This is a genomic window from Levilactobacillus huananensis (assembly GCF_003946145.1).
GTDB lineage: Bacteria > Bacillota > Bacilli > Lactobacillales > Lactobacillaceae > Levilactobacillus > Levilactobacillus huananensis.
In genome coordinates this window covers 106,157-132,068 of record NZ_RHOC01000005.1, presented here as the reverse complement: position 1 = coordinate 132,068, position 25,912 = coordinate 106,157, and the positions used below count along the sequence as shown (strand labels likewise).

Annotated in this window: 22 protein-coding genes and 8 tRNA genes; 25 read left to right on the top strand and 5 right to left on the bottom strand. The window is 47.9% G+C overall.

Annotated features, from left to right (window positions below; genetic code table 11):
* The first annotated feature begins 178 nt into the window (after nucleotides 1-178).
* Nucleotides 179-1,447 carry a uracil-xanthine permease family protein gene (locus EKM71_RS06050; RefSeq protein WP_125573729.1) on the top strand — a complete coding sequence of 423 codons (1,269 nt, stop codon included), beginning with the start codon at nucleotides 179-181 and terminating at the stop codon, nucleotides 1,445-1,447.
* Between the two features lie 45 nt (nucleotides 1,448-1,492).
* Here the strand turns inward: EKM71_RS06050 and EKM71_RS06045 are convergent, their stop codons facing one another.
* Complete coding sequence (locus tag EKM71_RS06045) at nucleotides 1,493-1,816, bottom strand: AzlD domain-containing protein (protein ID WP_125573728.1); 324 nt, start codon at nucleotides 1,814-1,816, stop codon at nucleotides 1,493-1,495.
* Nucleotides 1,807-2,511: an AzlC family ABC transporter permease gene (locus EKM71_RS06040; protein WP_125573727.1), complete on the bottom strand. Its 705-nt coding sequence runs from the start codon at nucleotides 2,509-2,511 to the stop codon at nucleotides 1,807-1,809. Before EKM71_RS06040 ends, EKM71_RS06045 begins: the two co-directional genes overlap by 10 nt.
* 178 nt (nucleotides 2,512-2,689) lie before the next feature.
* Here EKM71_RS06040 and EKM71_RS06035 point away from each other — a divergent pair, with 178 nt between their 5' ends.
* The gene (locus EKM71_RS06035) at nucleotides 2,690-2,929 is read left to right on the top strand and encodes a MerR family transcriptional regulator (RefSeq protein ID WP_225418000.1); all 240 of its coding nucleotides are present in this window, start codon (nucleotides 2,690-2,692) and stop codon (nucleotides 2,927-2,929) included.
* Between the two features lie 380 nt (nucleotides 2,930-3,309).
* Here the strand turns inward: EKM71_RS06035 and EKM71_RS06030 are convergent, their stop codons facing one another.
* Both EKM71_RS06030 and EKM71_RS06025 read right to left on the bottom strand, forming a co-directional pair.
* Nucleotides 3,310-4,035, bottom strand: coding sequence for a DUF4811 domain-containing protein (locus EKM71_RS06030; protein ID WP_125573725.1), 726 nt, complete (start codon nucleotides 4,033-4,035; stop codon nucleotides 3,310-3,312).
* Nucleotides 4,035-5,519, bottom strand: a complete 1,485-nt coding sequence (locus tag EKM71_RS06025; RefSeq protein WP_125573724.1) for an MDR family MFS transporter — start codon at nucleotides 5,517-5,519, stop codon at nucleotides 4,035-4,037. The genes EKM71_RS06030 and EKM71_RS06025 overlap by 1 nt, the downstream gene beginning before the upstream one ends.
* Before the next feature lie 219 nt (nucleotides 5,520-5,738).
* On the opposite strand from EKM71_RS06025, the gene EKM71_RS06020 reads away from it, so the two are divergent.
* The 7 genes from EKM71_RS06020 to EKM71_RS05990 all read left to right on the top strand — a co-directional run bounded on the left by EKM71_RS06020 (nucleotide 5,739) and on the right by EKM71_RS05990 (nucleotide 11,108).
* Nucleotides 5,739-6,182, top strand: coding sequence for a MerR family transcriptional regulator (locus EKM71_RS06020; RefSeq protein WP_125573723.1), 444 nt, complete (start codon nucleotides 5,739-5,741; stop codon nucleotides 6,180-6,182).
* Nucleotides 6,183-6,711: 529 nt separating this feature from the next.
* The gene (locus EKM71_RS06015) at nucleotides 6,712-7,275 is read left to right on the top strand and encodes a GNAT family N-acetyltransferase (protein ID WP_125573722.1); all 564 of its coding nucleotides are present in this window, start codon (nucleotides 6,712-6,714) and stop codon (nucleotides 7,273-7,275) included.
* Between the two features lie 145 nt (nucleotides 7,276-7,420).
* Nucleotides 7,421-8,320, top strand: a complete 900-nt coding sequence (locus EKM71_RS06010; protein WP_125573721.1) for a cation diffusion facilitator family transporter — start codon at nucleotides 7,421-7,423, stop codon at nucleotides 8,318-8,320.
* Between the two features lie 42 nt (nucleotides 8,321-8,362).
* Nucleotides 8,363-9,010, top strand: coding sequence for a metal-dependent transcriptional regulator (locus EKM71_RS06005; protein ID WP_125573720.1), 648 nt, complete (start codon nucleotides 8,363-8,365; stop codon nucleotides 9,008-9,010).
* A 115-nt stretch (nucleotides 9,011-9,125) separates the two neighbouring features.
* Entirely contained in the window at nucleotides 9,126-9,881 is a 756-nt protein-coding gene (locus tag EKM71_RS06000; protein WP_125573719.1) for a threonine/serine exporter family protein, read from the top strand.
* Nucleotides 9,882-9,893: 12 nt separating this feature from the next.
* On the top strand, nucleotides 9,894-10,343 hold the full coding sequence (locus tag EKM71_RS05995; protein WP_125573718.1) for a threonine/serine exporter family protein: 450 nt from the start codon (nucleotides 9,894-9,896) through the stop codon (nucleotides 10,341-10,343).
* Nucleotides 10,344-10,439: 96 nt separating this feature from the next.
* On the top strand, nucleotides 10,440-11,108 hold the full coding sequence (locus EKM71_RS05990) for a phosphatase PAP2 family protein (RefSeq protein WP_125573717.1): 669 nt from the start codon (nucleotides 10,440-10,442) through the stop codon (nucleotides 11,106-11,108).
* 238 nt (nucleotides 11,109-11,346) lie between these two features.
* Here the strand turns inward: EKM71_RS05990 and EKM71_RS05985 are convergent, their stop codons facing one another.
* Nucleotides 11,347-12,141 carry an alpha/beta hydrolase gene (locus EKM71_RS05985; RefSeq protein ID WP_125573716.1) on the bottom strand — a complete coding sequence of 265 codons (795 nt, stop codon included), beginning with the start codon at nucleotides 12,139-12,141 and terminating at the stop codon, nucleotides 11,347-11,349.
* Between the two features lie 129 nt (nucleotides 12,142-12,270).
* Between EKM71_RS05985 and EKM71_RS05980 the strand changes: the two genes are divergently transcribed.
* The 16 genes from EKM71_RS05980 (at nucleotide 12,271) to rpoB (ending at nucleotide 25,910) form a co-directional block, all read left to right on the top strand.
* Complete coding sequence (locus EKM71_RS05980) at nucleotides 12,271-12,801, top strand: GNAT family N-acetyltransferase (RefSeq protein ID WP_164504732.1); 531 nt, start codon at nucleotides 12,271-12,273, stop codon at nucleotides 12,799-12,801.
* 329 nt (nucleotides 12,802-13,130) lie between these two features.
* Entirely contained in the window at nucleotides 13,131-14,621 is a 1,491-nt protein-coding gene (locus EKM71_RS05975; protein WP_125573714.1) for an amino acid permease, read from the top strand.
* Between the two features lie 228 nt (nucleotides 14,622-14,849).
* The gene (locus tag EKM71_RS05970) at nucleotides 14,850-15,482 is read left to right on the top strand and encodes a deoxynucleoside kinase (protein WP_057879280.1); all 633 of its coding nucleotides are present in this window, start codon (nucleotides 14,850-14,852) and stop codon (nucleotides 15,480-15,482) included.
* 277 nt (nucleotides 15,483-15,759) lie between these two features.
* Nucleotides 15,760-17,031, top strand: coding sequence for a serine--tRNA ligase (gene serS, locus EKM71_RS05965; RefSeq protein ID WP_125573713.1), 1,272 nt, complete (start codon nucleotides 15,760-15,762; stop codon nucleotides 17,029-17,031).
* Nucleotides 17,032-17,325: 294 nt separating this feature from the next.
* Nucleotides 17,326-17,398 (top strand) — tRNA-Val (locus EKM71_RS05960).
* A 37-nt stretch (nucleotides 17,399-17,435) separates the two neighbouring features.
* Nucleotides 17,436-17,517 (top strand) — tRNA-Leu (locus EKM71_RS05955).
* Nucleotides 17,518-17,554: 37 nt separating this feature from the next.
* Nucleotides 17,555-17,627 (top strand) — tRNA-Thr (locus EKM71_RS05950).
* A gap of 27 nt (nucleotides 17,628-17,654) precedes the next feature.
* Nucleotides 17,655-17,726, top strand: a tRNA-Gly gene (locus EKM71_RS05945).
* Between the two features lie 13 nt (nucleotides 17,727-17,739).
* Nucleotides 17,740-17,825 (top strand) — tRNA-Leu (locus EKM71_RS05940).
* Nucleotides 17,826-17,845: 20 nt separating this feature from the next.
* Nucleotides 17,846-17,919, top strand: a tRNA-Arg gene (locus EKM71_RS05935).
* A 31-nt stretch (nucleotides 17,920-17,950) separates the two neighbouring features.
* Nucleotides 17,951-18,024, top strand: a tRNA-Pro gene (locus EKM71_RS05930).
* Between the two features lie 37 nt (nucleotides 18,025-18,061).
* A tRNA-Pro gene (locus EKM71_RS05925) sits at nucleotides 18,062-18,135 on the top strand.
* A 199-nt stretch (nucleotides 18,136-18,334) separates the two neighbouring features.
* Entirely contained in the window at nucleotides 18,335-18,802 is a 468-nt protein-coding gene (locus tag EKM71_RS05920) for a CtsR family transcriptional regulator (RefSeq protein WP_125544943.1), read from the top strand.
* A gap of 17 nt (nucleotides 18,803-18,819) precedes the next feature.
* Nucleotides 18,820-21,315: an ATP-dependent Clp protease ATP-binding subunit gene (locus tag EKM71_RS05915; RefSeq protein ID WP_125573712.1), complete on the top strand. Its 2,496-nt coding sequence runs from the start codon at nucleotides 18,820-18,822 to the stop codon at nucleotides 21,313-21,315.
* 143 nt (nucleotides 21,316-21,458) lie between these two features.
* Entirely contained in the window at nucleotides 21,459-22,058 is a 600-nt protein-coding gene (locus tag EKM71_RS05910; protein WP_125573711.1) for a TetR/AcrR family transcriptional regulator, read from the top strand.
* A 237-nt stretch (nucleotides 22,059-22,295) separates the two neighbouring features.
* Nucleotides 22,296-25,910, top strand: a complete 3,615-nt coding sequence (gene rpoB / locus EKM71_RS05905) for a DNA-directed RNA polymerase subunit beta (RefSeq protein WP_125573710.1) — start codon at nucleotides 22,296-22,298, stop codon at nucleotides 25,908-25,910.
* Nucleotides 25,911-25,912: the final 2 nt, after the last annotated feature.

Genomic DNA, 25,912 nt, shown 5'->3' with positions numbered 1-25,912 from the left:
GTCTTGACACGCTGACCTCTCAGCCAGTATACTAGTAAAAATTTAGTTCCTTTAACAACGTCCCGTGAGGCGGTGAAGGGTTCGATTCCTGGTGATAATTGCCGGGCTAATTGGCGAACGCGCTTCCTGACGGAACGTGTTCGCTATTTTTTTATTATAAGACTGGAGGGTCAGGAACATGCCAACACAGCGTTATCGCAACCCGGACGCCTTGATTGATATTTGGGAACGCCCTAGTTGGGGTCAGTGGTTCGGTTTATCGTTACAGCACTTATTTTCGATGTTTGGATCGACCGTATTGGTTCCCATCTTGGTAGGATTAAATCCGGGGATTGCACTCTTTAGCTCCGGCGTCGGGACTCTGATGTACATTCTGATTACTCGTGGCAAGATTCCTGCCTATATGGGGTCGAGTTTTTCATTTATTGTGCCCATGATAGCCCTCATGAAGACCACCGGCTATCCTGGAATCGCTCAAGGAACCATGGCAGTGGGCCTGGTTTATCTGATTGTAGCCCTACTCGTGGCCCTTATTGGATCGGATTGGATTAATCGGGCACTGCCCCCAATTGTGGTGGGGCCGATGGTCATGGTCATTGGACTTTCTCTGGCAGGGAGTGCCGCACAAAAGGCGACGGTCGACAGTCAGGGAATTTATCACTGGCAGTTCTTTGCGGTGGCGATGGCGACACTCCTCTTGACCGTGGGATTCAACCTTTACTTAAAGGGTTTTCTAGCATTAGTCCCAATTTTATTGGGAATCGTGGTAGGGTACCTCATTGCGGTAATGGCTGGCCTGGTTAATTTCCAACCGGTTATGGATGCTGCCTGGTTCCAGTTACCAAAGTTTGAGGTTCCGGGTGTCAGTTACCCGCTACATTTCTATTGGGGAGCCGTCCTGAGTTTAGCCCCAATTGCCTTTGTGACCATGACGGAACATATTGGGCATATCACGGTTCTCAATGAATTGACGCACCGCGACTTCTTCAAGGATCCTGGCCTGCATCATACGCTTGCTGGAGATGGCTTGGCTTCAATCGTGGCCAGTTTAGTTGGTGGGCCACCTGTGACGTCTTACGGAGAAAACGTAGGTGTGCTCGCCATCACTCGAGTACACAGTGTTTACGTGCTAATTGGTGCTGCATCGTTTGCCATCATCTTCAGTTTTGTTGGCAAGCTGAGTGCCTTGATCGAAAGTATTCCCAACCCGGTCATTGGGGGAATCAGTTTTCTCCTATTCGGGGTCATCGCCTCGAGTGGCCTGCGGATCTTAATTGAAAAACATGTCGATTTTAATAAAAAACGTAATCTTATGATCGCTTCAGCCATTTTGGTCATTGGTATTGGGAACGCCTACCTCAAGGTTGGTCAGTACGAGTTCTCTGGCCTGGCTGTGGCGGCAGTCTTAGGGATTGTACTCAATTTGGTCTTGCCTAAGGATGTTTAGACGAAAAAAGGATTCGGAATTTGTTCCGAATCCTTTTGCATTTGGTTAGATGGAAAAGTAGCGTAGGCAGGCCATCGCGGCAATACCAACAACGACTACGGCTAGGAGGCTTTTCGTGAGTATGCCAGCAAGCGTAGCGGGAATGGCCGCCCAAAGATTTTCCCAGTTTACCGTGGCCAAGTGTCCGGGATGGGCAATGAAGAGTCCCTGACAAGTCAGAGCGGTCATGATGGTAATTGGAACGAAGGTCAGAAAACTCAGTAACCATTCGGGCATCTGAAGCTGTTTAACAAAGACGAATGGTAGGACTCGGGACAAGAGCGTCACCACAGCGCAACCGAGAATAATCCAGAGTTCCGTTAACGACATTTCTTCATCTCCATTCCAAAGAGGCAACCAGCCGCAGTCGCGACGAGCAGGGCCATGTTTTCGCTAATTACGCCGAGCGCAAAGTAGTAGATGAGGGCGACAAAGGCCATCACCAATAATTGGAGACGGACGCCAAGCTTACGGTCACTGATGAGCTGAAGATAAACCAGCCCAATGAACATGGCCGTGAGCGCAAAGTCGAACCCGAACTGTTCAGGGTTTTTAATTAGACCACCTAGGTAGGCGCCCACCAATGTTGCGACTCCCCAAACTAAGTAAGCGATGAGGTTGGCGGCCGACTGCCAGGCGAAACTAAGCTTTCCCGCAGTTTGATTTTGCTTGTTCATGGCCAGAGCAAAGGTTTCATCGGTCACCAGTGCCCCCAAGAGGATGTTTCGGGTCAATGATTCATGCCGAAAATACTGGGCCAGACTGGTACTCATGAGAATCATACGGGAGTTGACCAGAAAGGTGGACAGGATGATAGAGGTAATGGGATCCTGGGCCAGCAACATGCTTGTAATAATGAATTGGGCGGATCCGGCATACACAATGAAGGAAAGTCCGGCGACCATCCAGAGTCCCAAGTGGCTCGTGTGGGCCACGATCCCGAAGGCTAGTCCCACTCCGATATACCCAAAGACGGTGGGAAGGACGTCCTTGATTCCAGATCTAAAAGTTAATGAAGCGTCCATCCAAACACTTTCCTTTCGTAATTAAAAGTCGGTTGATTTCTCTATTTTAGCGCTGTCGTGCAGGCCCGTAAACCACTAATCCTGGGCAAATGATCAGTGGCGGAAACAAAAGGTTGCTTTTTAGGATTAGGGGTTGTATGATACTCACATCAACCACGAGGAAAGCGGGGGAAAGATGATGGAGATGAACTTAACTGAACTGGCTCAGACCACGAATGTGGATGCCAGTCGAATTCAAGAATACGTTGCCATGGGCCTCTTAGGCGCTGACCATTCTGCAACGACGTTCGATGATTCGGACATGTACTGGATCGACATGATTCAATGTTTTCAGGATAACGGGACGTCTTTAGAAGACCTATCCGGATTAATGCCGCGGTGTCGCAAGGCACAGACGCGGTTAACGCAAGTAAACTAAACTGAAGCTTGGTATTTCGGCATAGGAGTACCCCTAAAATTGCAGCCCTCGTGGACTGCAATTTTTTTGTGGGTTGAAAAGGGCCGTGCCATCGCTTAGCGGGATGCCTGTAGTTGCCAGAGAGTCCACCTGTTTTGGGGACGCTTCAGATTTTGGGGTTTCAAAGTTGTCGTGGCACATGGGCCAATACCACATCCACGGTTAGATCCCTCTCGGTAACACCAGTGGCAGTCTGATCAGCTAAGGTGTTATTGGGAGAAGGACTGTGACATCACGTGCGTTGCACACCAGTATTGGGGGAGACAAGCACATTTTGAGAGTCAATTTAGGTCACAAAAAAATCGCCATCCTCTCTGGAATGGCGACACTTTACGGTTAACCTAGTTAGCCTTAACTTGTTTGATCAGCTGTTTCATTGCTTGTGCTTGGTATTCAGCTGTGGCGGCTTGGGTAATCTTCTTCTGTTCTGCTGGAGACATTGTTGGATTCTTGGTCATAGCGGCCATGACCTTAGTTTTCACGTAAGTCGTTGCTGCGGCTTTTTGCTTGGCTTGGAAACTCTTGGAACTAGCCATCTTCTGAAGCTGCTTAGCCTGAGTGGCACTGAGAACCGTCCAGGACTTGTTCAGGTAGATAGTATTGGTTTCCTTCACGTACTTGTGGCCATTACCGGTCAGACCGAACCAGAAACGGCTAGAGCCGTTCTTGAATTCACGGTAGACTTTCTTGGTTACAATCCGGTTGGATCCGGAAGTCCGCTTGACGATGTTGGTTGTCGTCACTTTAGCGGCAGTGTGCGTAGTCTTCTTGGCATTAGCGCTAGTCTTGTAAACATAGACCCGGTGTTTATCAGCCGTTCCGATGGATTGATAAATCATCATTGGCATCTGCTTAGAAGGCGAGGCGGAGTAAATTTTTTGCGTACGGGTAGTCGATTCGTTGTGCAGACCAAAGTGGTAACGGTCATTTCGAATCATGAAGAAGATACTAGTCAGTAACGATAAGATGGCAAGGCCAGTTAAGATGTTGCTGACCGTACGATTGTTGATATAGATAAAGAAGACAAACGCGAGAACTGCAGATAATGCGAGCGTTATTAAAATCATTAGGCGGCACCTCCTTGTTGAGAGTCCTCGTCCGCTAAGTGAACGGAATGATTGCTTCCCTTTAAGAAGAAGGCAACAAAGAGAGCGACAACACTAAAGCCAATGGCGATTCCGAATGCGGCGTGGTAACCGGATAACGTGGCGTCGATGGCACCCTTAGCATAGCTCAAGGGGTTTGTCGTTAAGACATGCTTAGCAGGCATACTGTTCTTGGTCACGTTGGTCAGAACACTGACCAGGATGGCCGTCCCCACGGAACTAGCCACTTGTCGCTGCGTGTTATTCACGGCGGTCCCATGACTAATCATGTTAGCAGGTAAGGCATTCATCCCAGCAGTCGTTGATGGCATCATGACCATGGCGATCCCAAACATCCGGATAGCGTAGAGGACCACAATGTAAATCGTTGAGGTATCTTTCGTAATCCAAACGAATGGCAAGGTTCCGATAGTCAGGAGAAACATCCCTAACGTTGCCAGGTGCTTGGCACCAAAACGGTCAAAGGCCCGCCCAGTAATTGGGCTCATGATCCCCATCATCAAGGCTCCGGCTAACAGCGTCAGGCCAGAGTGGAAGGCGGACATTCCCTTAACCATTTGAAGGTAAAGGGGAATAACCATTTCGACCCCAACCATGGCCATATTCACCACGGAACTCAGAATAGCGGCAATCGTAAATTCTTTAGACTTGTAAACACGGAAGTTTAAGAATGGATCGTCCATGACGAGTTGACGCCAGACGAATAGTCCTACGAAAACAAAGCCGATGATTAAGGTAGAGAGTACTGTAAAGCTCCCCCAACCGTCATCCCCAACGGATGAGAAGCCGTAGAGCATACTCCCAAACCCAATCGTTGAAAGGATCGCAGACAGCACATCGAGTGGGGATTTGTGTGTCTCCAACACGCTACGCATGATCCAGAAGCTGGCAAGAATGACGATGGCTACGATAGGAATGATCATTCCAAAGAGGTCACGCCAAGTCCAGTTGTCGATAACCCACCCAGAAAGGGTAGGTCCGATAGCTGGTGCCAGGCCGATAACAATTCCAGCCAGACCCATGGCAGTCCCACGTTTGTTAGCAGGGAAGATGGTCAGCATCATCGTTTGTAGCAGTGGCATCGAAACCCCAACACCGACGGCCTGAATTAAACGTCCTGTCAGAAGCATGGGGAAGTTAACGGCCGACCAACACGTGATCGTTCCGATTAAGAATGTTGACATGGCTGAGATGTACAGCCATTTGGAACTGAAAGTCGTCAGTAACCACGCGCTAATGGGAATCATAATTCCATTAACCAGTAAGAAACCGGTCGTCAACCATTGAACCGTTGATGTGGTGACATCAAACGTCTTCATCAAGGTCGGAAAGGCGGTGGTTAAAATCGTTTGGTTTAAAACGGTACAAAACGTCCCCACTAATAGGAGGATAACCAGCAGTGTGCGGTTATAAGGCTTGCCGTTAGTATCAAGTGCATTACCCAAGTGAATTCCCTCTTTTTCCTAAAATTAAGTCTGAGAACAACTATACTCACGAAAGCAATCTTTGTCAACTAGCTTGACATACATTTTAGAATATATATACTGTTTGGAGAAAAGAGAACATTCAAATGAGATTACCTCACAAAATTCACAAGCGCTTTCATCGCGATTAACAGCGGTTTTCACGGAAGCGAGTCTAATAGAAGAAAGTAGGCGATAAGCATGCTTCACGAGGATGCAGCAAAACTATTAAAAAAAATTCCAATGGAACAAATTGTTTTAGGAATCGGCGATGTTGCCAAGGCAACAGGGGTCTCACAGAGTCAGATTCGTTACTGGGAGCGTAAAGGCTATATCGAAAGTCAGGTACTTGAAGACGGTAAGAATCGCAAATTTTCTTATAAGACATTGCTCAAGGTACAACAGATTAAAATGCACATGGATGACGGCTATACCTTAGCAGCGGCAGTTAAGCAGGCCAGACAACGAGGGGCATTCATCGATGCCCTGCGTTCCTTCTTCGAAGAACGTTTCGTTCATATTGAGTTGGTGGACGATGACATTCAGATTAATTTGGGTGTCTTCGATCCAGAACCTGCGAAGGACTTAGTGGCGGAGCGGATTGCGGGCAAGTGGCATTTTAAGCTGATTGCACACGAGAAGTAGGGGCAAACCGTTGTGTCTCACCGATAACAATGGTAATCTGAAGGCACGGGAGGAGCTTAAGGTTCTGGGCAGAAAAAACTTTCGATACCAATCGATCTTCTGGCTGGATTGGTGGTCAATCATGTTGTTGACGTGTTGTGAAACCAGGCGAATAACCATGAGTAATAGCGCGTTTATCTCGCGCCTAGACTACGTTAATGAATGTTAACGTAAGCGATCGTGAAACTAAAACGACGTGTTTTTGGAAAATTGATGCATTTTGATTTTTCTCTCGCCCGGGGCGGCTCCCGTGACGGCTAGCCAAGTTTAGAAAGTTCTTGACTAGCCGTTTTTGTGTGGTGAAAAATTCCTGAGAATATGGCGAAATTATTAAAATGGTAAACCCAGTCGCCGCAAGGGATTCCTTGTAGCAGTCTCAATAAGACCAAATAATTTTAAAAAAAGTGAATCAAGATTGTTGTAATTTATAACTGGCATGTTAATATAACAAAATCGCTTTAAACCAAAACTATGAAGGATGGTGTTATACATGCTGTTACGACAAGCTACTATGGCTGACTTACCACAAATTGAATCGATTATCCGTGATGGCCGTGAGTTATTGGCGGCGCAATCCATTGATCAGTGGCAGGGGACTTATCCCAACACGGCCGTTATGGTCGACGACATTCACCAGGGGTGGACGGTTGTCTTGGAAGAGAATGACGAGATTTTAGGAACTGCTGCAGTCATTCCTGGAATCGACGTGAGCTACGAACAGATTGAAGGGGCTTGGTTGACCCAAGATTCGCCATATTTGGCTATTCATCGTGTCGCAGTATCAAGCCACCATCATGGTCGGGGACTCGCTGGAGAACTCTTCCAACGACTCTTTGCTCAGGCTGACCAGTCAGAGGATATCGAAAGCATTCGAATTGACACGCATCCCGATAACCGAGGTATGCAACACGTTATCAAGAAGAATGGCTTCACTGAAACCGGTAAGGTGGAATTGAAGGGGATGGACCTGCAAGGGGTGAAGGACTTCGCTTACGAACGTCTGACCGCCAATGTAAAGCCGGCTCATTTGAACCAAGCAGTCTTTACTAAATAAATTGTCTTATATATAGAAGGATTGTCGCCAAGCTAACCTTGGGGCAATCCTTTTTATATAGTCGAGTGAGGCCAAAAGAACCTTTTCATTCTCCCTAAACTCTGCGATAATAAGACTTAGCAGAGTCAAATTGAGGTGATGAGACATGACACAAAATGGTTTGACCGGTGGCCGCTTCTTACTGGTCACAGTGCTCAACGTGGTCATTACGGTTTTTGAACTCATTGGGGGACTTCTTTCGGGCAGTCTGTCCCTATTGTCTGACGCCTTCCATAACTTGGGAGACGCGCTGTCGGTGGTCCTGAGCTACGTGGCCCACCGGATCGGCGGCCGGCAACAGAATCGGACCAACACCTTTGGTTATCGTCGGGCGGAGATTCTAGCGGCCCTGTTGAACTCCGGAATTTTAATCATTGTTTCACTGGTCCTGGCAGTCGAGGCCGTTCGACGACTCTTGCATCCAGAACCCGTCAAAGGGGATATCATGTTGTTAGTGGCGGTGATTAGCTTTGCGGCTAACTTGCTGTCGACCTTGCTTCTGAATAGGGGGGCAAAGCATAACCTCAATATTCGGGCGACCTACTTGCACCTGTTAAGTGATGCTTTGGCCTCGGTTGGTGTTATTGTCGGGGCTATCTTGATTACCATCTGGCAGATTAGTTGGGTGGATCCGGTCATTACGATTATCGTTGCCGGGTATATCATCTGTGAGTCGTGGCCGATTATCAAGCAGACCTTTAAGATTCTGATGGAAGCAGCACCGGACTTGGATTACGAAGCCATCGCTAATGATATTCTCCAGTTACCCGAGGTTGAGGGAGTCCATCACATTCACGCGTGGTTGATTGACGAAAACAATATTGTTTTTTCTGTCCACGTGAATATGGATAATTTGCCATTGGCTCAGATTGAACCGACCTATCGACAGATTGAGAAGTTGCTCTGCCACCGGTATGGCATTAACCATGTCACCGTGCAGGCTGAGTGCCGTCGTGGGATGGGAACGGACCTGATTCATAAGACAAATGATTGGCGCCATGAGTAGCGCAGTTGTTGTTCGGAACGTAAATTAGATGAGGTGAACAGTATGACTCCGATGAAGGAGGATTATTTAAAAATTATTTTCGAGCTAGGTGGTCGGCAGAAGAAAGTTTCCAACAAGCAGATCGCAATTAGTTTGAACATTGCGGCCGGTTCCGTGACCGAAATGGTGAATAAAATGGCAGCTGAGGGATTGGCTGAGCATACGCCTTATGCCGGGATTTCACTGACAAATCGCGGTATTCGTTTAGCCGAGGATCTGGTGAGAAAGCACCGGATCTGGGAAGATTTTTTGGTGGAAAAATTAGGCTATGCATTGCCAGATGTTCACGACGAGGCTGAAGTCTTGGAACACGTGACGAGTCCCAAACTCATCAATGCTCTGGATGATATGTTGGGCAATCCAACACACTGTCCTCATGGTGGTGTCATTCCCGATCGCTTGGGTCATTACCACGAAGACAGTCATACCGTACTCAACGATGCCGAAGATGGGAGTGTGGTGACGGTGGACCGGTTCATCGATAATCATGATCTCTTGACTTATTTGGGTGACCTGAAGTTAGATATTGGTGATCAGCTGAGGGTGCTTAAGCACGATCCATTTGAAGGCCCCGTGACGGTTCAGAATCTTACGGACAACGCTGAACTCATCGTGAGTTACAAGGCAGCTCACTACATTTTTGTTAAATAAGTAATTGGACATGAAAGGAGCCATCTTTGGCTCCTTTTTTATCACTCAGATATTCTCGCGAGCCGTGGAGTGTCGTATAATGAATGAGATAATGTAAACGACAGGAGGGTCTGCGGTGAGTAGCCAGAAAAAACGCGACCAATTAATCTTACATACGGCACTAACGGCGGGCCGCATTATGATCGAAAACGGGTCTGAAATCGAGCGGGTCGAGGATACGATGACGCGGATTGCCCACAATGCGGGGGCCGAGACGAGTCAACTCTTCGTGATGATTACTGGAATTCTCATGGCTATCAACGGCGAGGTGGGGGCTCAGATTCAACCGGTCAAGCGGCGGACGTTTGACCTGGAAAAAATTGCGGTCGTCAATCAACTGTCTAGAGAGTTTGCTACGCATGATATAACCCTGCGACAGTTTGCTGATAAGCTGGATCATCTTGACAGCGAAACGAAGTACTTCCCGATGTGGGCGCAATTGCTGGCTGCTGCAATGGTCAGTGGTCCCTTGGAAGTAGTCTTTCGCCACAATCTGCATGACTTTTGGATCTCATGTCTTGTGGGGATGATCGGGTGGCTGGTGTTCTATCTGCTGAATAAGTTCATTCAGATTCGGTTCTTGTCGGAATTTGCTGGGGCCGCGACCATTGGTATCTTAGCAGTGTTGGCCGTGCATATGGGCCTAGGACTTAGTGTCGATGACATTATCATTGGTGGGGTCATGCCACTTGTTCCCGGAGTGCCAATTACTAACTCGGTGCGAGATGTTCTAGCGGGTAACTTGGTTAGTGGCCCAGCCCGAGCAGTAGAGGCCCTAGTGAGTGCCGCTGCGATTGGTTTTGGGATCGCCATGGTCCTGCAGTTCTTATAAGGAGCGATCGACATGACAGTATTAGAATTTTTTATCGAGGTCGCAGGGACTTATGTGTCAACGCTGGCCTTTGGGGTCTTAATCAATATTCCCAGACGAGCGTTAAACTTTGGCGGTTGGATCGGAGTACTTGGCTTTCTCTTGTATCGATTTACTGTCTTGAGTGGTGGGGGATACGTGGTCGGAAACCTGCTTGGGGCTTTCGCTATTGGTGTGGCTTCCTTGCAGGCGGCTCGTATTAAGAAAATGCCGATGATTCTCTTCAATATTCCGGCATTAGTGCCATTGGTTCCCGGGGGACAAGCTTATCAAATGATTAAGAATTTTGCTTTGGGCCAAAATGCCACTGCTTTCGTCTTCATGATGCAAGTGGTGATGATCTCCGGTTCTATTGCGTTTGGGTTCCTCTTATCGGAACTAGTGAATCGAGTCCAACAACGTGCTTGGCGTCATCGACGCTAGGCAAATCCCCAGCCTCCTCTAGAAATCTAGACGGGAGGTGGTATACTCATTGCTAGGGGTTTCCCAGAATCGGGTAAGACGAAAGGAATTACAATCATGATGCTATTTGATCGAGACCGGGATCGGCCGTGGAAGTTCACACTTGCCACCGTCCTCTTCCTGGTCGTTGCGTTTTTCGTAAAGGCACAGAATGCCTACGTGAGCTTCTTGGATTCATCAATTGTCGATGTTATCCAGAAGACCCAACCGGGTTGGAAAACGCTACTTTATCGGGGAGTGACCAGCCTAGCTGAACCCAAGCTAGCTATTATCTGGGTTTTGGTGCTGGCGTTCTTCCTTTGGGGCTTTAAATTTAAGATTCCAGCACTCTGGTGTTTGGCAACGCTAGCTGGCGGGGATGTTATCGCATCACTTGTCAAAAAGGTCGTGGCACGCCCAAGACCTGCAGCACATTTGGCCATTGATGATGGCTTTAGTTTTCCTAGTGGACACGTGTTTGGTACATTCCTTGTCATCGCCATGATTTGGGTCATTCTCATTCCGATGATTGGTAAGAATTGGAAAGCCTGGTTGCTCCGAGTTGTCTTGATTCTTTGGATGGCTCTTGTGATGATCTCACGGGTTTATCTCAATGCCCATTATCCAACGGACACGATTGGGGCAATTCTTTTGGCTTACTTGTGGTTACAGGTGGCGGAAGGACTTTATATCCGATTCGCTCCGAAGATGCAGGGGTGGCCGTTACTGAAACGTTCCGAGATTTAGCCTCTCTGCCAGAAGGTCAGGCGGGTTAATGACTGAATAGACAAAAAATAGAGCACATCAACAACTGGTTGTTTCGGTTGTTGGTGTGCTCTTTAATTTGTTTGATCTGATTACGTCTGGAATGCTGCCTTCCAGTTTTCCAGACGATGACTGTCATCAACTGAGTTGAATTGATTCACGTGAGCGATAGACTAATGCCGCCTGGTGGTTAGCAGCCGGTAAATGGTCAATCGGTCAACTAGTCGAGTTCTTGTAACCATTCTTGAGCCAAGTCCATCCAGTGGGCCACGTGTGGTAAGGCCGTTCCTGGTTTCCAGGCCGTGACTGGGTTAGCCAGTGCGAGGCCGTGTGGACCGTGGTGGAAAAGGTGAAGTTCTGTGTCTACGCCTTGGGTAATAGAGGCCTGAGCATAGGCTAGGGCATTCTGAACGGGTACCAGCGGATCCGCCGCAGTGGCCCAGACAAAGGTCGGCGCATTCTGCGCGGTAACTTGTTGGTCCGCCGCAATTTTTTCGGGGGCGTCGGTCCAGGCATCAAGCATTGCCGGATCAGTTGGGAAACCGGCCTGAGGCGTGATGACCGGGTAACCTAAGATGACCGCTTGAGGTTTTAAGGCCTCAGTTGAGACGCCGACGCTTTTCGCAAAGCTGTCTAAATGCCAGAGATCATTGTAGAGGGCGACGATGTGACCTCCGACTGAGAACCCAGCAATGGTGATACGGTCTGTATCGATCTGCCAGTCTGCCGCGTTATGCCGCAGACTAGCCATTGCTTGACCCAATTCGATAACTGGGGCCGGTAGGAGGGGGTGTTTCTCCGCAACGAAGCTGTAGCGTAGGAAGAATGCCTGATAGCCACGTGCCGACCAGGCGAGTGCTAAGTCTTCAGCCTGTTGTTCGGGAATATGGGTGTAAGACCCACCGGGAACGATAATCATGGCTGGGTAGTGCTGTGGTGTAGCTGCATCCTGCCGTAAATAGCCTTGTAGATACGCATTCGAATCGGGTGCCAAGGATTGTTTGATAATTTTCATTGCGAAACCTCCTGTTTTCAGTCATGATAGGGACAACAAACCGAACCTGATCTTAGGCCGGGCTTGCGAAGCTAATTGCGTTTATTGTAACGCAATTCGATGAGTGACGGAAATAAGGAGGTAGCAAGCATGATTGTAGAGACGAAACGTTTAATCGTTAGGCCGGTAACTGACAGCGATCGTCAGGCCTATGGTGAGCTTCTCTCAACGCCGGAGGTTGCGTTACCAGCTGGGCAGAACATGGCCCCAACCGCTGAACAGTTAGACAGTTGGTTTCAAAGTGAGAAGGCCACTGGCATGGCTTTTGCTATAATAGATAAGGCTACGAACCGCTATATTGGATCAATCGTGTGGTACCCGGTAGTTAATGAAAACGGCGAACCAGACGAGACGCGGCGTGAATTGGGCTACCTGATGTCACCAGAGTACTGGGGGCAAGGGTTGATGACGGAAGCTTTGCGAGGCAGTATACAGGGTGTTCGTCAACATTATGCTGAATTGCGGGAAATTGAAGCTTCGGTTCTGAAAAGTAATACGCGATCTTTACATGTTTTGGAAAAACTAAATTTCCGGGTGGTGAATCCAGAGGTTCGCTTGCCCGTTGGGGAGAGCTTGGCCCCAAAACCACAAGTTTTATTGGCATTGAGCCTCGATTTGTAAGAAGAGAAACAATTTGCGCTCACACCAAATTAACCTTGCAAAATCAGATAGTGGTAGCTATACTACAATGTGTTGATGAAAAGGGTACCGCTAATAATATTTATTCATCCGTAAAAAGGCGGTTTTTTACGGTGGCGAATGTTGGAAGCAAAACCAATCGTAATCTGTGATTTGGTGGGGTGACCGCATTCAAAGTTCTGAGACCGCCATAGCAACGTAAAGCGTTATGAAGTGCTTTCAATGGTTTAGTCATGTGCATTTCTTCACCATGGTGAAAAGTTATGGGGCTATGTTGAGAAGGTCCTTCGAGCAAGAAGGAGGAAAAGAACATGAAGCAGGATATTACAAAGTCATCCACACCAGAAGTCACGGAATCTGTTAAGCGTGGTCTTAAGACCCGTCACGTTTCCATGATTGCCTTAGGCGGGTGCATTGGTACCGGGCTTTTCGTAGCAAGTGGTTCTGCCATTTCTACAGCTGGACCCGGTGGGGCGTTAGTAGCATACATTGGGATGGGCCTGATGGTCTATTTCCTAATGACAAGTTTGGGAGAAATGGCAACGAACATGCCAATTTCTGGGTCGTTCGCGGCCTATTCTTCCAAGTACGTGGATCCAGCACTTGGATTCGCAATGGGTTGGAATTACTGGTTTAACTGGGCAATCACGGTTGCCGTAGATATTTCGACGGCAGCGTTGGTGATGAAATTCTGGTTACCAGGGGTTCCCGGCTGGATCTGGAGCCTGGTTGCATTGGTCTTGATTGTCTTTATCAATGCCATGTCAGTTCAGGCCTTCGGTGAAACCGAATTTTGGATGTCCTTAATCAAGGTCATCACGATCTTCGTCTTCCTGGCTGTTGGGTTCATGACTATCGTGGGTATCATGGGTGGTCACGCAACAGGCTTAGACAACTTTACTTACAAAAAGGCACCATTCGTGGGTGGCTTCCCAGCCATTCTGAGTGTGTTCGTGGTTGCCGGATTCTCCTTCCAAGGGACCGAATTAGTCGGGATCACGGCTGGTGAATCAGAAGACCCTGAACATGATGTGCCAAAGGCAATTAACCAGGTGTTTTGGCGGATTATTTTATTCTATATCTTAGCTATTTTCGTTATTGCCGCCGTCTTACCTTACACGAGTCCTGATTTGCTTGGGTCTTCGGCTAGTGATGTGGCAATCAGTCCCTTCACGCTGGTCTTCCGGCGTGCCGGTTTGGCTGCCGCAGCGAGTGTGATGAATGCGGTTATCTTAACTTCCGTCATCTCATCGGCGAACTCCGGGATGTATGCGTCAACTCGGATGCTCTATTCCCTGTCTAAGGAAGGCTATGCACCAAAGCTTTTCGAACGGACTTGGAAGAACGGGATTCCTTATCCAGCACTGATTGCAACGACTATCGTTGCTGCTGTAACCTTCTTCACGAGTATTGCCGGTCCACAGATTTACTTGTGGTTAGTGGCTGCTAGTGGGTTAACCGGGTTCATTGCTTGGTTCGGAATTGCCTTATCACACTTCCGTTTCCGGCGGGCATTCGTTCGTCAGGGCCACAAGCTCAGCGAGTTGAAGTACCATGCTAAGTGGTTCCCAGTGGGTCCACTATTGGCTTTGGTTCTCTGTGTCGCCGTGATTGTTGGTCAAGATCCACAGTCGTTTTTTACTGGTAACTGGGAGCAGGTCCTGATCACCTACATCAGTGTGCCATTAGTGCTGGTACTCTACGCTGTGTATAAGATCCGGCACCACACGAAGTTGATTCCTTTGGATGAGGTTGACGTTTCGCCAATTCATGAAGAAGGAACACTGAAAGACAAAGATTAATAGGCTGACTTGATCATCAACAATTAAAATTAAATTTTCTGCGGCGCCCAGTCGAGTAAATCTTGACTAGGCGCCGTTTTGTATCCCATAAGGGGACAAATGGCCGTACCTGCTGAGACAAAATTTCCACGATATGTTGTCTTTTCACGGTGGGGTTGGTACAATATGTAGTGTTGAAAAATTTCCGGGGCAAGTCCCCGGTGCGTCAGTAAATAAAGGAGAGATTGCATGCTCGTACTATCAGGAACCATTGGCGCCGGCAAGACTAGTCTGACTAGTCTGCTTGCCGACCACCTTCACAAACCAGCTTTTTATGAATCAGTGGATGACAACAAGATCTTACCGTTGTTCTACAAAAACCCACAGAAGTATGCCTTTCTGTTACAGATCTATTTCCTTAACAAGCGGCTGGACAGCATCAAGGCAGCCAACGCTGATGACGAGAGCGTGCTCGATCGGTCCATCTTCGAAGATTCCTTACTCTTCCATTTGAACGCCGACTTAGGCCGGGCTACGGCTACTGAAGTTGATATCTATGACTCCTTACTGGCCAACATGATGGAAGAACTTCCTGACGCAACACACAAGAAGAACCCTGACTTGCTGATCCACATCAACATCTCCTTTGAAACGATGTTGGCTCGGATTCAAAAGCGTGGTCGTTCTTTCGAACAAATCGACCATGATCCAAGCCTATACGAATACTACAAGGAACTCGACCAACGTTACGTTGATTGGTACAACAGCTACGACAAGTCACCTAAGATGCAAATCGATGGGGACAAGTTAGACTTCGTTGAAGATGCCGACGCCCGTCGTCAAGTTCTCCAACTAATTGATGAAAAGATTGCTACGCTTTAAGCGTTGTTTATTCCGATAAAATGCGGTATGATTATGGCAATTAGTAAACACGACGTGCCTATTAAGTAGATGGCCAGAGAAGCGGGGTAAGCTGAAAACCGCGACATTGAAATTTCCAGCACGACTAACTAGTGGGCGGGTAATGCCGCACGGTGCAGACCGTTATCATGTTCAAGTGTATGGCTATGCCATGAACTTGGGTGGTACCGCGAAGGTCTTCGTCCCATGTGACGGAGGCTTTTTTTGTATCATCCAGCAAATCGAAGGGAGTTTAACCATGTTAGATTTAAAGTTAATTCGCCAAGAACCAGACTTTATTAAAGAGAAGTTAGCCACAAGAAACGTTGATCCAGCTGACATTGATGCCTTACTGGCCTTAGATGCCAAGCGGCGGGAATTGATCGTCAAGAGTGAAACGATGAAGGCTCAACGCAACACGGTGTCCGATGAGATTTCACAATTGAAGCGTAACAAGGAAGACGCCGACGATAAGATTAAGGAAATGCGTCAGGTTAGTGCCGACATCAAGGCTTTAGATGCCGAACTGGATACCTTGAAGGACCAAGTTCATGATGCTGCTGCGCACTTACCTAACATTCCTAATGACAACGTGCCAGTTGGTTTGGATGAAGATGGCAGTGTTGAATTACGGCAATGGGGCGAAAAGCCTAATTTAGACTTTGACCCTAAGGCACACTGGGAAATCGGGGAAAGCCTTGGGATCCTCGACTTTGAACGGGGAGCTAAGGTCTCTGGTAGCCGTTATCTGTATTACATGGGTCTTGGGGCTCGTTTGGAGCGGGCCGTTTATAACTTCTTCTTGGATCAAAATTCCGAGGCGGGTTTCACTGAAGTCTTGCCACCATACATCGTCAACGATGACTCCATGTATGGGACTGGGCAATTTCCTAAGTTTAAGGAAGATGTTTACCAGTTGCGTGATGAGGACATGACACTGATTCCAACGGCCGAAGTGCCTTTAGTGAATTACTACCGTAACGAAGTCATTCCTGAAGAAAAGTTGCCAGTCTGGTTTACGGCGTTGACCCCAGCCTTTCGTTCCGAAGCTGGGAGTGCGGGTCGCGATACTCGAGGCTTAATTCGCCTTCACCAATTTAACAAGGTTGAAATGGTGAAGTTCTGTAAGCCGGAAAACTCATGGGATGAACTGGAAGCTCTGACTAAACACGCTGAGATGCTCTTACAGAAGCTTGGCCTGGCTTACCACGTCATTACGCTCACAACCAGTGACATGAGCTTTACAGCTGCTATGACGCATGATTTGGAGGTTTGGTTCCCGAACCAGAACACTTATCGTGAAATCTCTAGCTGCTCCAACACCACAGACTTCCAAGCACGGCGCGCTCACATCCAGTATCGCGATGACAATGGCAAGTTACAATATGTCCATGCCTTGAACGGATCTGGTTTGGCTGTCGGTCGGACAGTCGCAGCAATTTTGGAAAACTACCAAAACGCTGATGGTTCCGTAACGATTCCGGACGTGTTGGTCCCTTACATGGGCGGTGTAACTCGAATTACCAAGTAACCCTTTTGGATAATTACACGACAAGTTTCAGCAAAGAGGTCGACCTATTGGTCGGGCTCTTTTTGTGTTTTCAGGAGGAAAGTGGGGACCTAGTCCAGTTTCTTGTAAAAAAAATCAAAAAAAGGCTGGCTTTTTTATTTGGGATACGCTACAATATTAAATGTTGTTACGGGAGTAGTTATTCAGTCAGCGAATATTTATTCAAAATAATTTAAAAATGTTGTTGACATCATCTTCCCGGCATGGTAAATTATAATAGTTGTTTCGAGCGAGATATCTTGTTTGAAAGCATATGGAGGATTAGCTCAGTTGGGAGAGCGTCTGCCTTACAAGCAGAGGGTCACAGGTTCGAGCCCTGTATCCTCCATCGGGAATAAAGTCCCTGGCGTTAGTTCGCCAACGTTGCAGGTGTGGCGGAACTGGCAGACGCGCTAGATTTAGGTTCTAGTGTCTTATGACGTGGGGGTTCGAGTCCCTTCACCTGCATAACTAAATATTGCAAAATATTTATAAAAAATATTTTGCCGACTTAGCTCAGTTGGCAGAGCATCTCACTAGTAATGAGGAGGTCGGAGGTTCGAATCCTCTAGTCGGCATGGTTCCATTAATTTTATAGCCAATTTGCGGAAGTAGTTCAGTGGTAGAACATCACCTTGCCATGGTGGGGGTCGCGGGTTCGAATCCCGTCTTCCGCTTTTTAACCCTTTTGCCGGGGTGGCGGAATTGGCAGACGCACAGGACTTAAAATCCTGCGGTCAGTGATGACCATACCGGTTCGATCCCGGTCCTCGGCATTTAACTTAATAATAATTATGCACCCATAGCGCAATTGGATAGAGTGTCTGACTACGAATCAGAAGGTTGTAGGTTCGACTCCTACTGGGTGCATTTTTGTTGCTTATGTCTCATAAGCAATTTTCGGGAAGTAGCTCAGCTTGGTAGAGCACCTGGTTTGGGACCAGGGGGTCGCAGGTTCGAATCCTGTCTTCCCGATTTTTACTAGCTTAATATTTCGCTGGTGAGCTTTCTTCGGGAAGTAGCTCAGCTTGGTAGAGCACCACGTTCGGGACGTGGGGGTCGCAAGTTCAAATCTTGTCTTCCCGATTTTTTTATCTCTCGATTACATATTATGACCATAACGACTGGATTCCTTACTAATTGTTTGGAAGCTGGCCGTTTTTTTGTTATGATAGTTTACCAGAACTTCTCCAGGAGGAACGGGCTAATCCGTTGCTTTTTCGGTTGAATTTCGTATAATATTAGTCAACATTAGTCAGATAACTGTGGCGAAGGGGGGACGATAATGGAGAATCAGAATATTTCGGATATTATTGAATCTTACCTGAAGCAGATTCTGGCGGAATCCCAGCAGGTTGAGATCCGCAGAGCGGAGATTGCCGATCAATTTAATGTGGTGCCTTCACAGATTAATTATGTGATTAAGACGCGCTTTACCATTCAGGATGGCTATGTCGTTCGCAGTAAGCGTGGTGGCGGTGGCTACATTCGAATCGAAAAGGTTAAGCTGTTGGACAACTTAGACTTCATTGATTCGTTGGTGAGTGCTGTTGGGGACCAGATTTCACGGCACGATAGCCTGGCGGTGGTGCGTAACCTCTTTGAGGCTGGGACCATTAACCGGCGCGAAGCTAATATTATTTTAGCAGCCATTAATAAGGATGCGATTAATACGGGTAGCCGTGAAATGGATGAACGCGTACGCGCGGCGGTCTTGAATTCAATTCTGGATCATTTACGTTACGAGAGTTAGGAAAGCGAGGAGCTGCAATGGATAACCTATTTACACCGAGTGCTAAGAGTGTCTTGGTATTGGCACAGGAACAAGCAAAGTATTTTAAGCACCAAGCGGTGGGAACGGAACACCTGCTACTCGCCCTTACAATTGAAAAGAATGGCATTGCCAATAAGGTTTTGCAGCAGTTTTCGATTACTGAAGACGATGTTCGCGAGGAAATCGAACGGTTCACGGGCTACGGCACGTTAGCCAACACAGACAAGGACAGTTACCTGCCATATTCACCAAAGGCCAAAACGATGTTAACGTTGGCCGGCGACGAAGCCAAACGGTTAGGTGCTACGAAGATTGGAACAGAGCACATTTTGTTAGCGTTGCTTAGCGACGAAACCATTCTGTCTTCCCGGATCTTAAAGAACCTGAGCGTTGAATTAACGGACGCTCGTAAGGTTGTTTTGCGGAAACTTGGGATTACCGATACGCCAAAACGCCGCAATGATAACCGATCGCAACGTCGGGCTGCCCAAGGTGGCACACCAACGCTGGATTCTCTGGCCCGTAATTTAACCGAAGCGGCTAAAGAAGGTCGGATGGATCCAACGGTAGGGCGTGAAAAGGAAGTTAAGCGAGTCATTCAAATTTTGAGTCGTCGGACCAAGAACAATCCAGTTCTTATTGGAGAACCAGGTGTTGGGAAGACGGCGATTGCCGAGGGCTTGGCGCAACGGATTGTCGCCGGTGACGTGCCTGAAGACATGCAAAACAAACGGTTAATGATGCTCGACATGGGGTCCCTCGTGGCTGGAACCAAGTACCGTGGTGAATTTGAAGACCGTTTGAAGAAAGTTATTGAAGAAATCTACAACGATGGACAGGTTATCCTGTTTATTGATGAACTTCACACACTGATCGGCGCTGGTGGGGCTGAGGGGGCAATCGATGCCTCTAATATCTTGAAGCCAGCCTTGGCACGTGGTGAACTTCAGACGATTGGGGCCACAACGTTGGACGAATACCAGAAGTACATCGAATCTGATGCGGCTCTGGAACGTCGATTTGCTACGGTTCAGGTCAATGAACCAACTCCAGATGAAGCCTTGGAAATCTTGAAGGGCTTACGGTCACGGTATGAGGATCACCACCATGTAAATATTACGGATGATGCGTTAAACCAAGCTGTTAAGTTATCCACACGGTACATTAGTGACCGTTTCTTACCCGATAAGGCCATTGACCTGATGGATGAAGCGTCTGCTAAAGTCCGCATTGACCAGATGGGCAAACCAACGCCAGCTTCTAAACAGGCTCAGGAGTTGGCTAGTCTAGCTGACGAGAAGGAAGCGGCTATTGAACAGCAGGACTTCGAACGTGCCGCTAAGCTACGGACGCAAGAGATGGCCTTAAGAGAGAAGTTAGACGCACGCAAGGCCAAAGCGGCCGCAGCAGCGGCTGCCAGCGACCAACAGTACACGACGGATGTCACGGGGGAAGATGTGGCAGAAGTTGTGGCCGAATGGACTGGTGTACCAATTACCCAGTTGAAGCAAACCGATGCTGACCGTTTGGTTAACCTCGAGAAAATTTTGCACCAACGTGTCGTTGGCCAAGAAGAGGCGGTTTCCGCCGTTTCTCGGGCCATCCGTCGTGCGCGTTCCGGATTGAAAGATCCGAACCGACCAATTGGGTCCTTTATGTTCCTGGGGCCAACTGGGGTTGGGAAGACTGAATTGGCCAAGGCCTTGGCCGAAGCAATGTTTGGTTCCGAAAATAACATGATTCGAGTCGACATGAGCGAATACATGGAGAAGTATTCCACGAGTCGCTTAATTGGTTCTGCTCCGGGATACGTTGGCTATGATGAAGGTGGCCAGTTAACCGAAAAGGTTCGTCAAAAGCCATATTCAGTGGTCCTATTCGATGAAGTAGAAAAGGCACACCCTGATGTTTTCAATATTCTCTTACAGGTATTGGACGACGGCTACTTGACCGATTCCAAGGGACGTAAGGTGGACTTCAGAAATACCATCTTAATCATGACGTCCAACCTGGGTGCCACGAAGTTGCGGGATGAAAAGACCGTGGGCTTCGGCGCCGAGGACCAGGCTAACAACTACAAGGCTATGGCTCAGACTATTCGGGAAACCCTCAAACAGTCGTTCCGGCCAGAATTCTTGAATCGGATCGATGAAACGGTGATCTTCCACTCCTTGAAGAAGGATGAACTCCATGAGATCGTGAAGTTGATGGCTAAGCAGATTATTTCACGAGTTGCTGATCAGTCCGTCAAGTTGAAAATTACGCCAGCCGCGATTGACGTGATTGCTAAGGCCGGATTTGATCCCGAGTATGGAGCCCGACCAATTCGTCGTGCTTTACAGACTCAGGTTGAAGACCGGTTAAGTGAAGCCTTACTAAGTGGTGAGGTTAAGACTCATGATCAGGTTACCATGGGTGCTTCTCACGGCAAGATGACAATGGCCATCAAGTCGAGTAAGAGCCAAGAACCAACGGCAGTTGGCAGTCACTAAAGCAAAATAAATGGTGAGGTAGTCATTCCTATATAGGGATGGCTACTTTTTTGTCAGGCGTGGCGTCTGGTCTAACCGGTGATAAATGAAATGTGGTACACTGGTTAGGAAATTTTAATTTGAGAAAGGACGACGGCCTGTAAATGAAGAGAGAAGAACAATTGACCCGTACCCACGCAGCGATTCTGACAGCGGCTCGGGAACAATTCCTGTCACAGGGTTATCAAGCAACGTCGACGCGTGAGATTGCGCGCCAGGTAGGTATCACGCAACCTGCCTTATATCATCATTTTAGTGATAAGGAAGTTATCTTCTTAGAGGTGATTCAGACGGTTGGTGAGGGGATTCGTGAGGGCATTACACGGGTTGTTGCCCAGCTAACGCCCGATGCTGATTCGGTAGAAGCCCTAACGGCGGTTACCGAGGTTCTAACGTCAGCACACCCTAGAGACATCTTTACAGTAATTCATGGAAGCTTTCGATTCCTAAAGCCGGAGAATCAACGGCAGCTGGGGATGGTCTTCCAGCAAGACTACCTGGCACCACTGACGGCCTTCTTTGCCACGGATGCAATTCGGCTACAGGGCGACGTTCAACCGCAGGATGCGGCTTCTTTCTATCTGACGAGTCTGAGTCCACTGTTTAATACGTTCCACCATGTGGGGCCTAAGGACGCGACTCAGCACGAGCAGACGCTGGCGTTGGTTCGGTTGATTTTGTTTGGCGTTGCCGCTAAAAAGTAAAGTCAATGTATTGACATTCGGCGTTAGATTTAGTACTATATTATTCGTATGCAACTGTGAACTGAAATTGGTAGCGCCGATATATTGTCCGGAGCTATCACTATAAGAAGCCAAAAGCAAACTTTGGGTTTGTTTTTGGATTTTTTTTGCCAAAAATCCGGGTCTAAATGCAATTGTAATCAAAATGTAACATTCCGGACTGGCCAGTTGACAGAATAAATAGGAGAGGTGAACAACTTGGCAGGACACTTAGTGAAATACGGGAAACACCGTACTCGCCGTAGCTATTCGCGGATCAAGGAAGTCCTTGATCTCCCTAACTTAATCGAGATTCAGACCAATTCGTATAACTGGTTCCTTGACGAAGGTTTACGCGATATGTTCGACGACATCATGCCAATCGAAGATTTTCAAGGAAACCTTTCGTTAGAGTTTGTTGATTATCAATTACTAGAACCCAAATATACGGTCGATGAAGCACGGGAGCACGATGCGAACTACTCTGCACCACTGCATGTAACTCTTCGCTTGACGAACCATGAAACGGGCGAAATTAAGTCACAAGACGTCTTCTTCGGTGATTTTCCATTAATGACGGCCCAAGGGACCTTCATTATTAACGGGGCAGAACGGGTAATTGTTTCCCAATTAGTCCGGTCACCAGGCGTTTACTTCAATGACGACACTGATAAGAACGGTCGGACGATCTTCGGTGCCACTGTTATCCCTAACCGGGGTGCTTGGCTTGAATTCGAAACGGACGCTAAGAACGTTTCTTACGTTCGGATCGACCGGACCCGTAAGATCCCAATGACTGAATTAGTTCGGGCATTAGGTTTCGGTTCTGACGATGAAATCTTGGATATCTTAGGTGACAACGAAAGTCTTTCACAGACGTTGGAAAAGGATATTCACAAGAACAGCGACGATTCACGTGTCGAAGAATCCTTAAAGGACATCTACGAACGTCTACGTCCAGGTGAACCTAAGACGGCCGACTCTTCACGGAGCTTACTGACCGCACGGTTCTTCGATCCAAAGCGTTATGACATGGCGCCTGTTGGTCGTTACAAGACCAACAAGAAGCTCAGCCTGAAGACACGTTTGCTTGGTTTAACTTTAGCTGAAACTTTAGCTGACCCAGATACTGGTGAAGTTATCGCGCAAAAGGGAACGGTCGTTGATAAAGACGTCATGAAGACCTTGGCACCTTACTTGGACCAAGAAGACTTCAAGATGGTTACTTTCCAGCCTTCAGACGAAGCTGTTGTCACTGAACCCCTTAAATTACAAATCATTAAGGTACAATCACCAGACGATCCTGAACAAGAAGTTCCCGTTATCGGGAATGGCAACATTGATATCAAGCTGAAGCATATTCGCCCAGCCGACATCATTGCTTCCATGAACTACTTCTTCGATCTGCAAGTTGGAATTGGGAACGTCGATGACATTGACCACTTGGGTAACCGGCGGATTCGTTCCGTGGGTGAACTCCTGCAAAACCAATTCCGGATCGGGTTATCTCGAATGGAACGGGTTGTGCGTGAACGGATGTCCATTCAGGATGCTGCGACGGTAACGCCACAACAACTGATTAACATTCGTCCAGTGGTTGCCTCAATCAAGGAATTCTTCGGGTCATCTCAATTGTCACAATTCATGGATCAGACCAACCCACTTGGCGAATTAACGCATAAGCGTCGGTTGTCTGCTCTTGGACCTGGTGGTTTAACGCGTGATCGTGCCGGATATGAAGTTCGAGACGTTCACTACACCCACTATGGCCGTATGTGTCCAATTGAAACACCTGAAGGTCCTAACATTGGGTTGATTAACAGTCTTTCCAGCTACGCCCGGGTTAACAAGTACGGGTTTATTGAAACGCCATACCGTCGTGTCTCATGGGATACACATAAGGTTACCGACAAGATCGATTACCTGACGGCTGACGAAGAAGATAACTACGTCGTTGCCCAAGCCAACACGCCATTGAACGATGACGGTTCATTCGATACGGATACCATCATGGCCCGTTCCGAAGCTGATAACATCGAAACGACGGCTGACCGGATTGACTACATGGACGTTTCGCCAAAGCAGGTTGTTGCTGTGGCCACGGCATGTATTCCTTTCTTGGAAAACGATGACTCCAACCGTGCCTTGATGGGTGCCAACATGCAGCGGCAAGCTGTGCCATTGCTTGACCCTCATGCGCCATTGGTTGGGACTGGTATCGAATACAAGGCAGCACATGACTCCGGAGTTGCTTTAATTAGCCAACATGAGGGGACTGTTGAATACGTCGATGCACGTGAAATCCGTGTACGTCGTGCCGACGATGCGCTGGACACTTACAAGTTGATGAAGTTCCGCCGTTCTAACGGTGGGAAGAACTACAACCAACGCCCAATCGTTAAGGTTGGCGATCACGTTGACAATGACGAGATCTTGGCTGATGGTCCTTCAATGGAAAATGGGGAACTGGCCTTAGGTCAAAACCCATTGGTTGCTTTCATGACTTGGCAAGGGTACAACTTCGAAGATGCCATCGGAATCAACGAACGGTTGGTTCGCGATGACGTTTACACGTCGATTCATATTGAAGAATACGAATCAGAAGCACGTGACACGAAGCTTGGACCTGAAGAAATGACTCGTGAAATTCCTAACGTGGGTGAAGATGCCTTGAAGAACTTGGACGAAGACGGAATTATCCGGATTGGTGCCGAAGTTCAAGACGGTGACATCCTGGTTGGTAAGGTAACGCCTAAGGGTGTGACTGAATTATCAGCTGAAGAACGTTTGCTCCATGCTATCTTTGGTGAAAAGGCCCGTGAAGTTCGGGATACTTCCCTGAAGGTTCCTCATGGTGGTGGCGGGATTATCCAGGACGTCAAGATCTTTACTCGTGAAAACGGGGACGAACTTTCACCTGGTGTTAACATGATGGTTCGGGTCTACATCGCACAAAAGCGGAAGATCCAAGTTGGGGACAAGATGTCTGGTCGTCACGGTAACAAGGGGACGGTTTCCGTCGTTATCCCTGAAGAAGATATGCCGTACATGCCAGATGGGACCCCAATCGACATCATGTTGAGCCCAATGGGTGTGCCTTCCCGTATGAATATCGGGCAAGTGCTCGAATTGCATTTGGGAATGGCTGCTCGTAAGTTGGGTATCCACGTGGCAACACCTGTCTTTGATGGTGCCCAAGATACTGATATTGCGGACGCTGTTAAGGAAGCCGGTATGGCTGCCGATGCGAAGACTGTCTTATACGATGGTCGGACCGGTGAACCATTCGACAAGCGGGTTGCCGTTGGTGTGATGAACTACTTGAAGCTGGCCCACATGGTCGACGACAAGATGCACGCGCGTTCCATCGGACCTTACTCACTGGTTACGCAACAACCACTTGGTGGTAAAGCGCAATTTGGGGGCCAACGTTTCGGTGAAATGGAAGTTTGGGCCTTGGAAGCTTATGGTGCCGCTTATACGTTACAAGAAATCTTAACGTACAAGTCTGATGACGTGGTTGGACGGGTTAAGACCTACGAAGCCATTGTTAAGGGCGATCCAATTCCAAAGCCTGGTGTACCTGAATCCTTCCGTGTTCTGGTCAAGGAATTACAATCCTTGGGTCTGGATATGAAGGTCTTAAACGGGAACAACGAAGAAATTGAACTCCGTGATATGGACGACGATGACGATGATGTTGTGAACGTTGATGCGCTGAGTAAGCTTGCCCAACAGCAGGAAGAACAACGCAAGGCACAAGCTCAGGCTGAAAGTGCCAAAGCAGCACCAGAAACCACTAAAAATGAAAGTCAACCGAACACACAAGACTAATT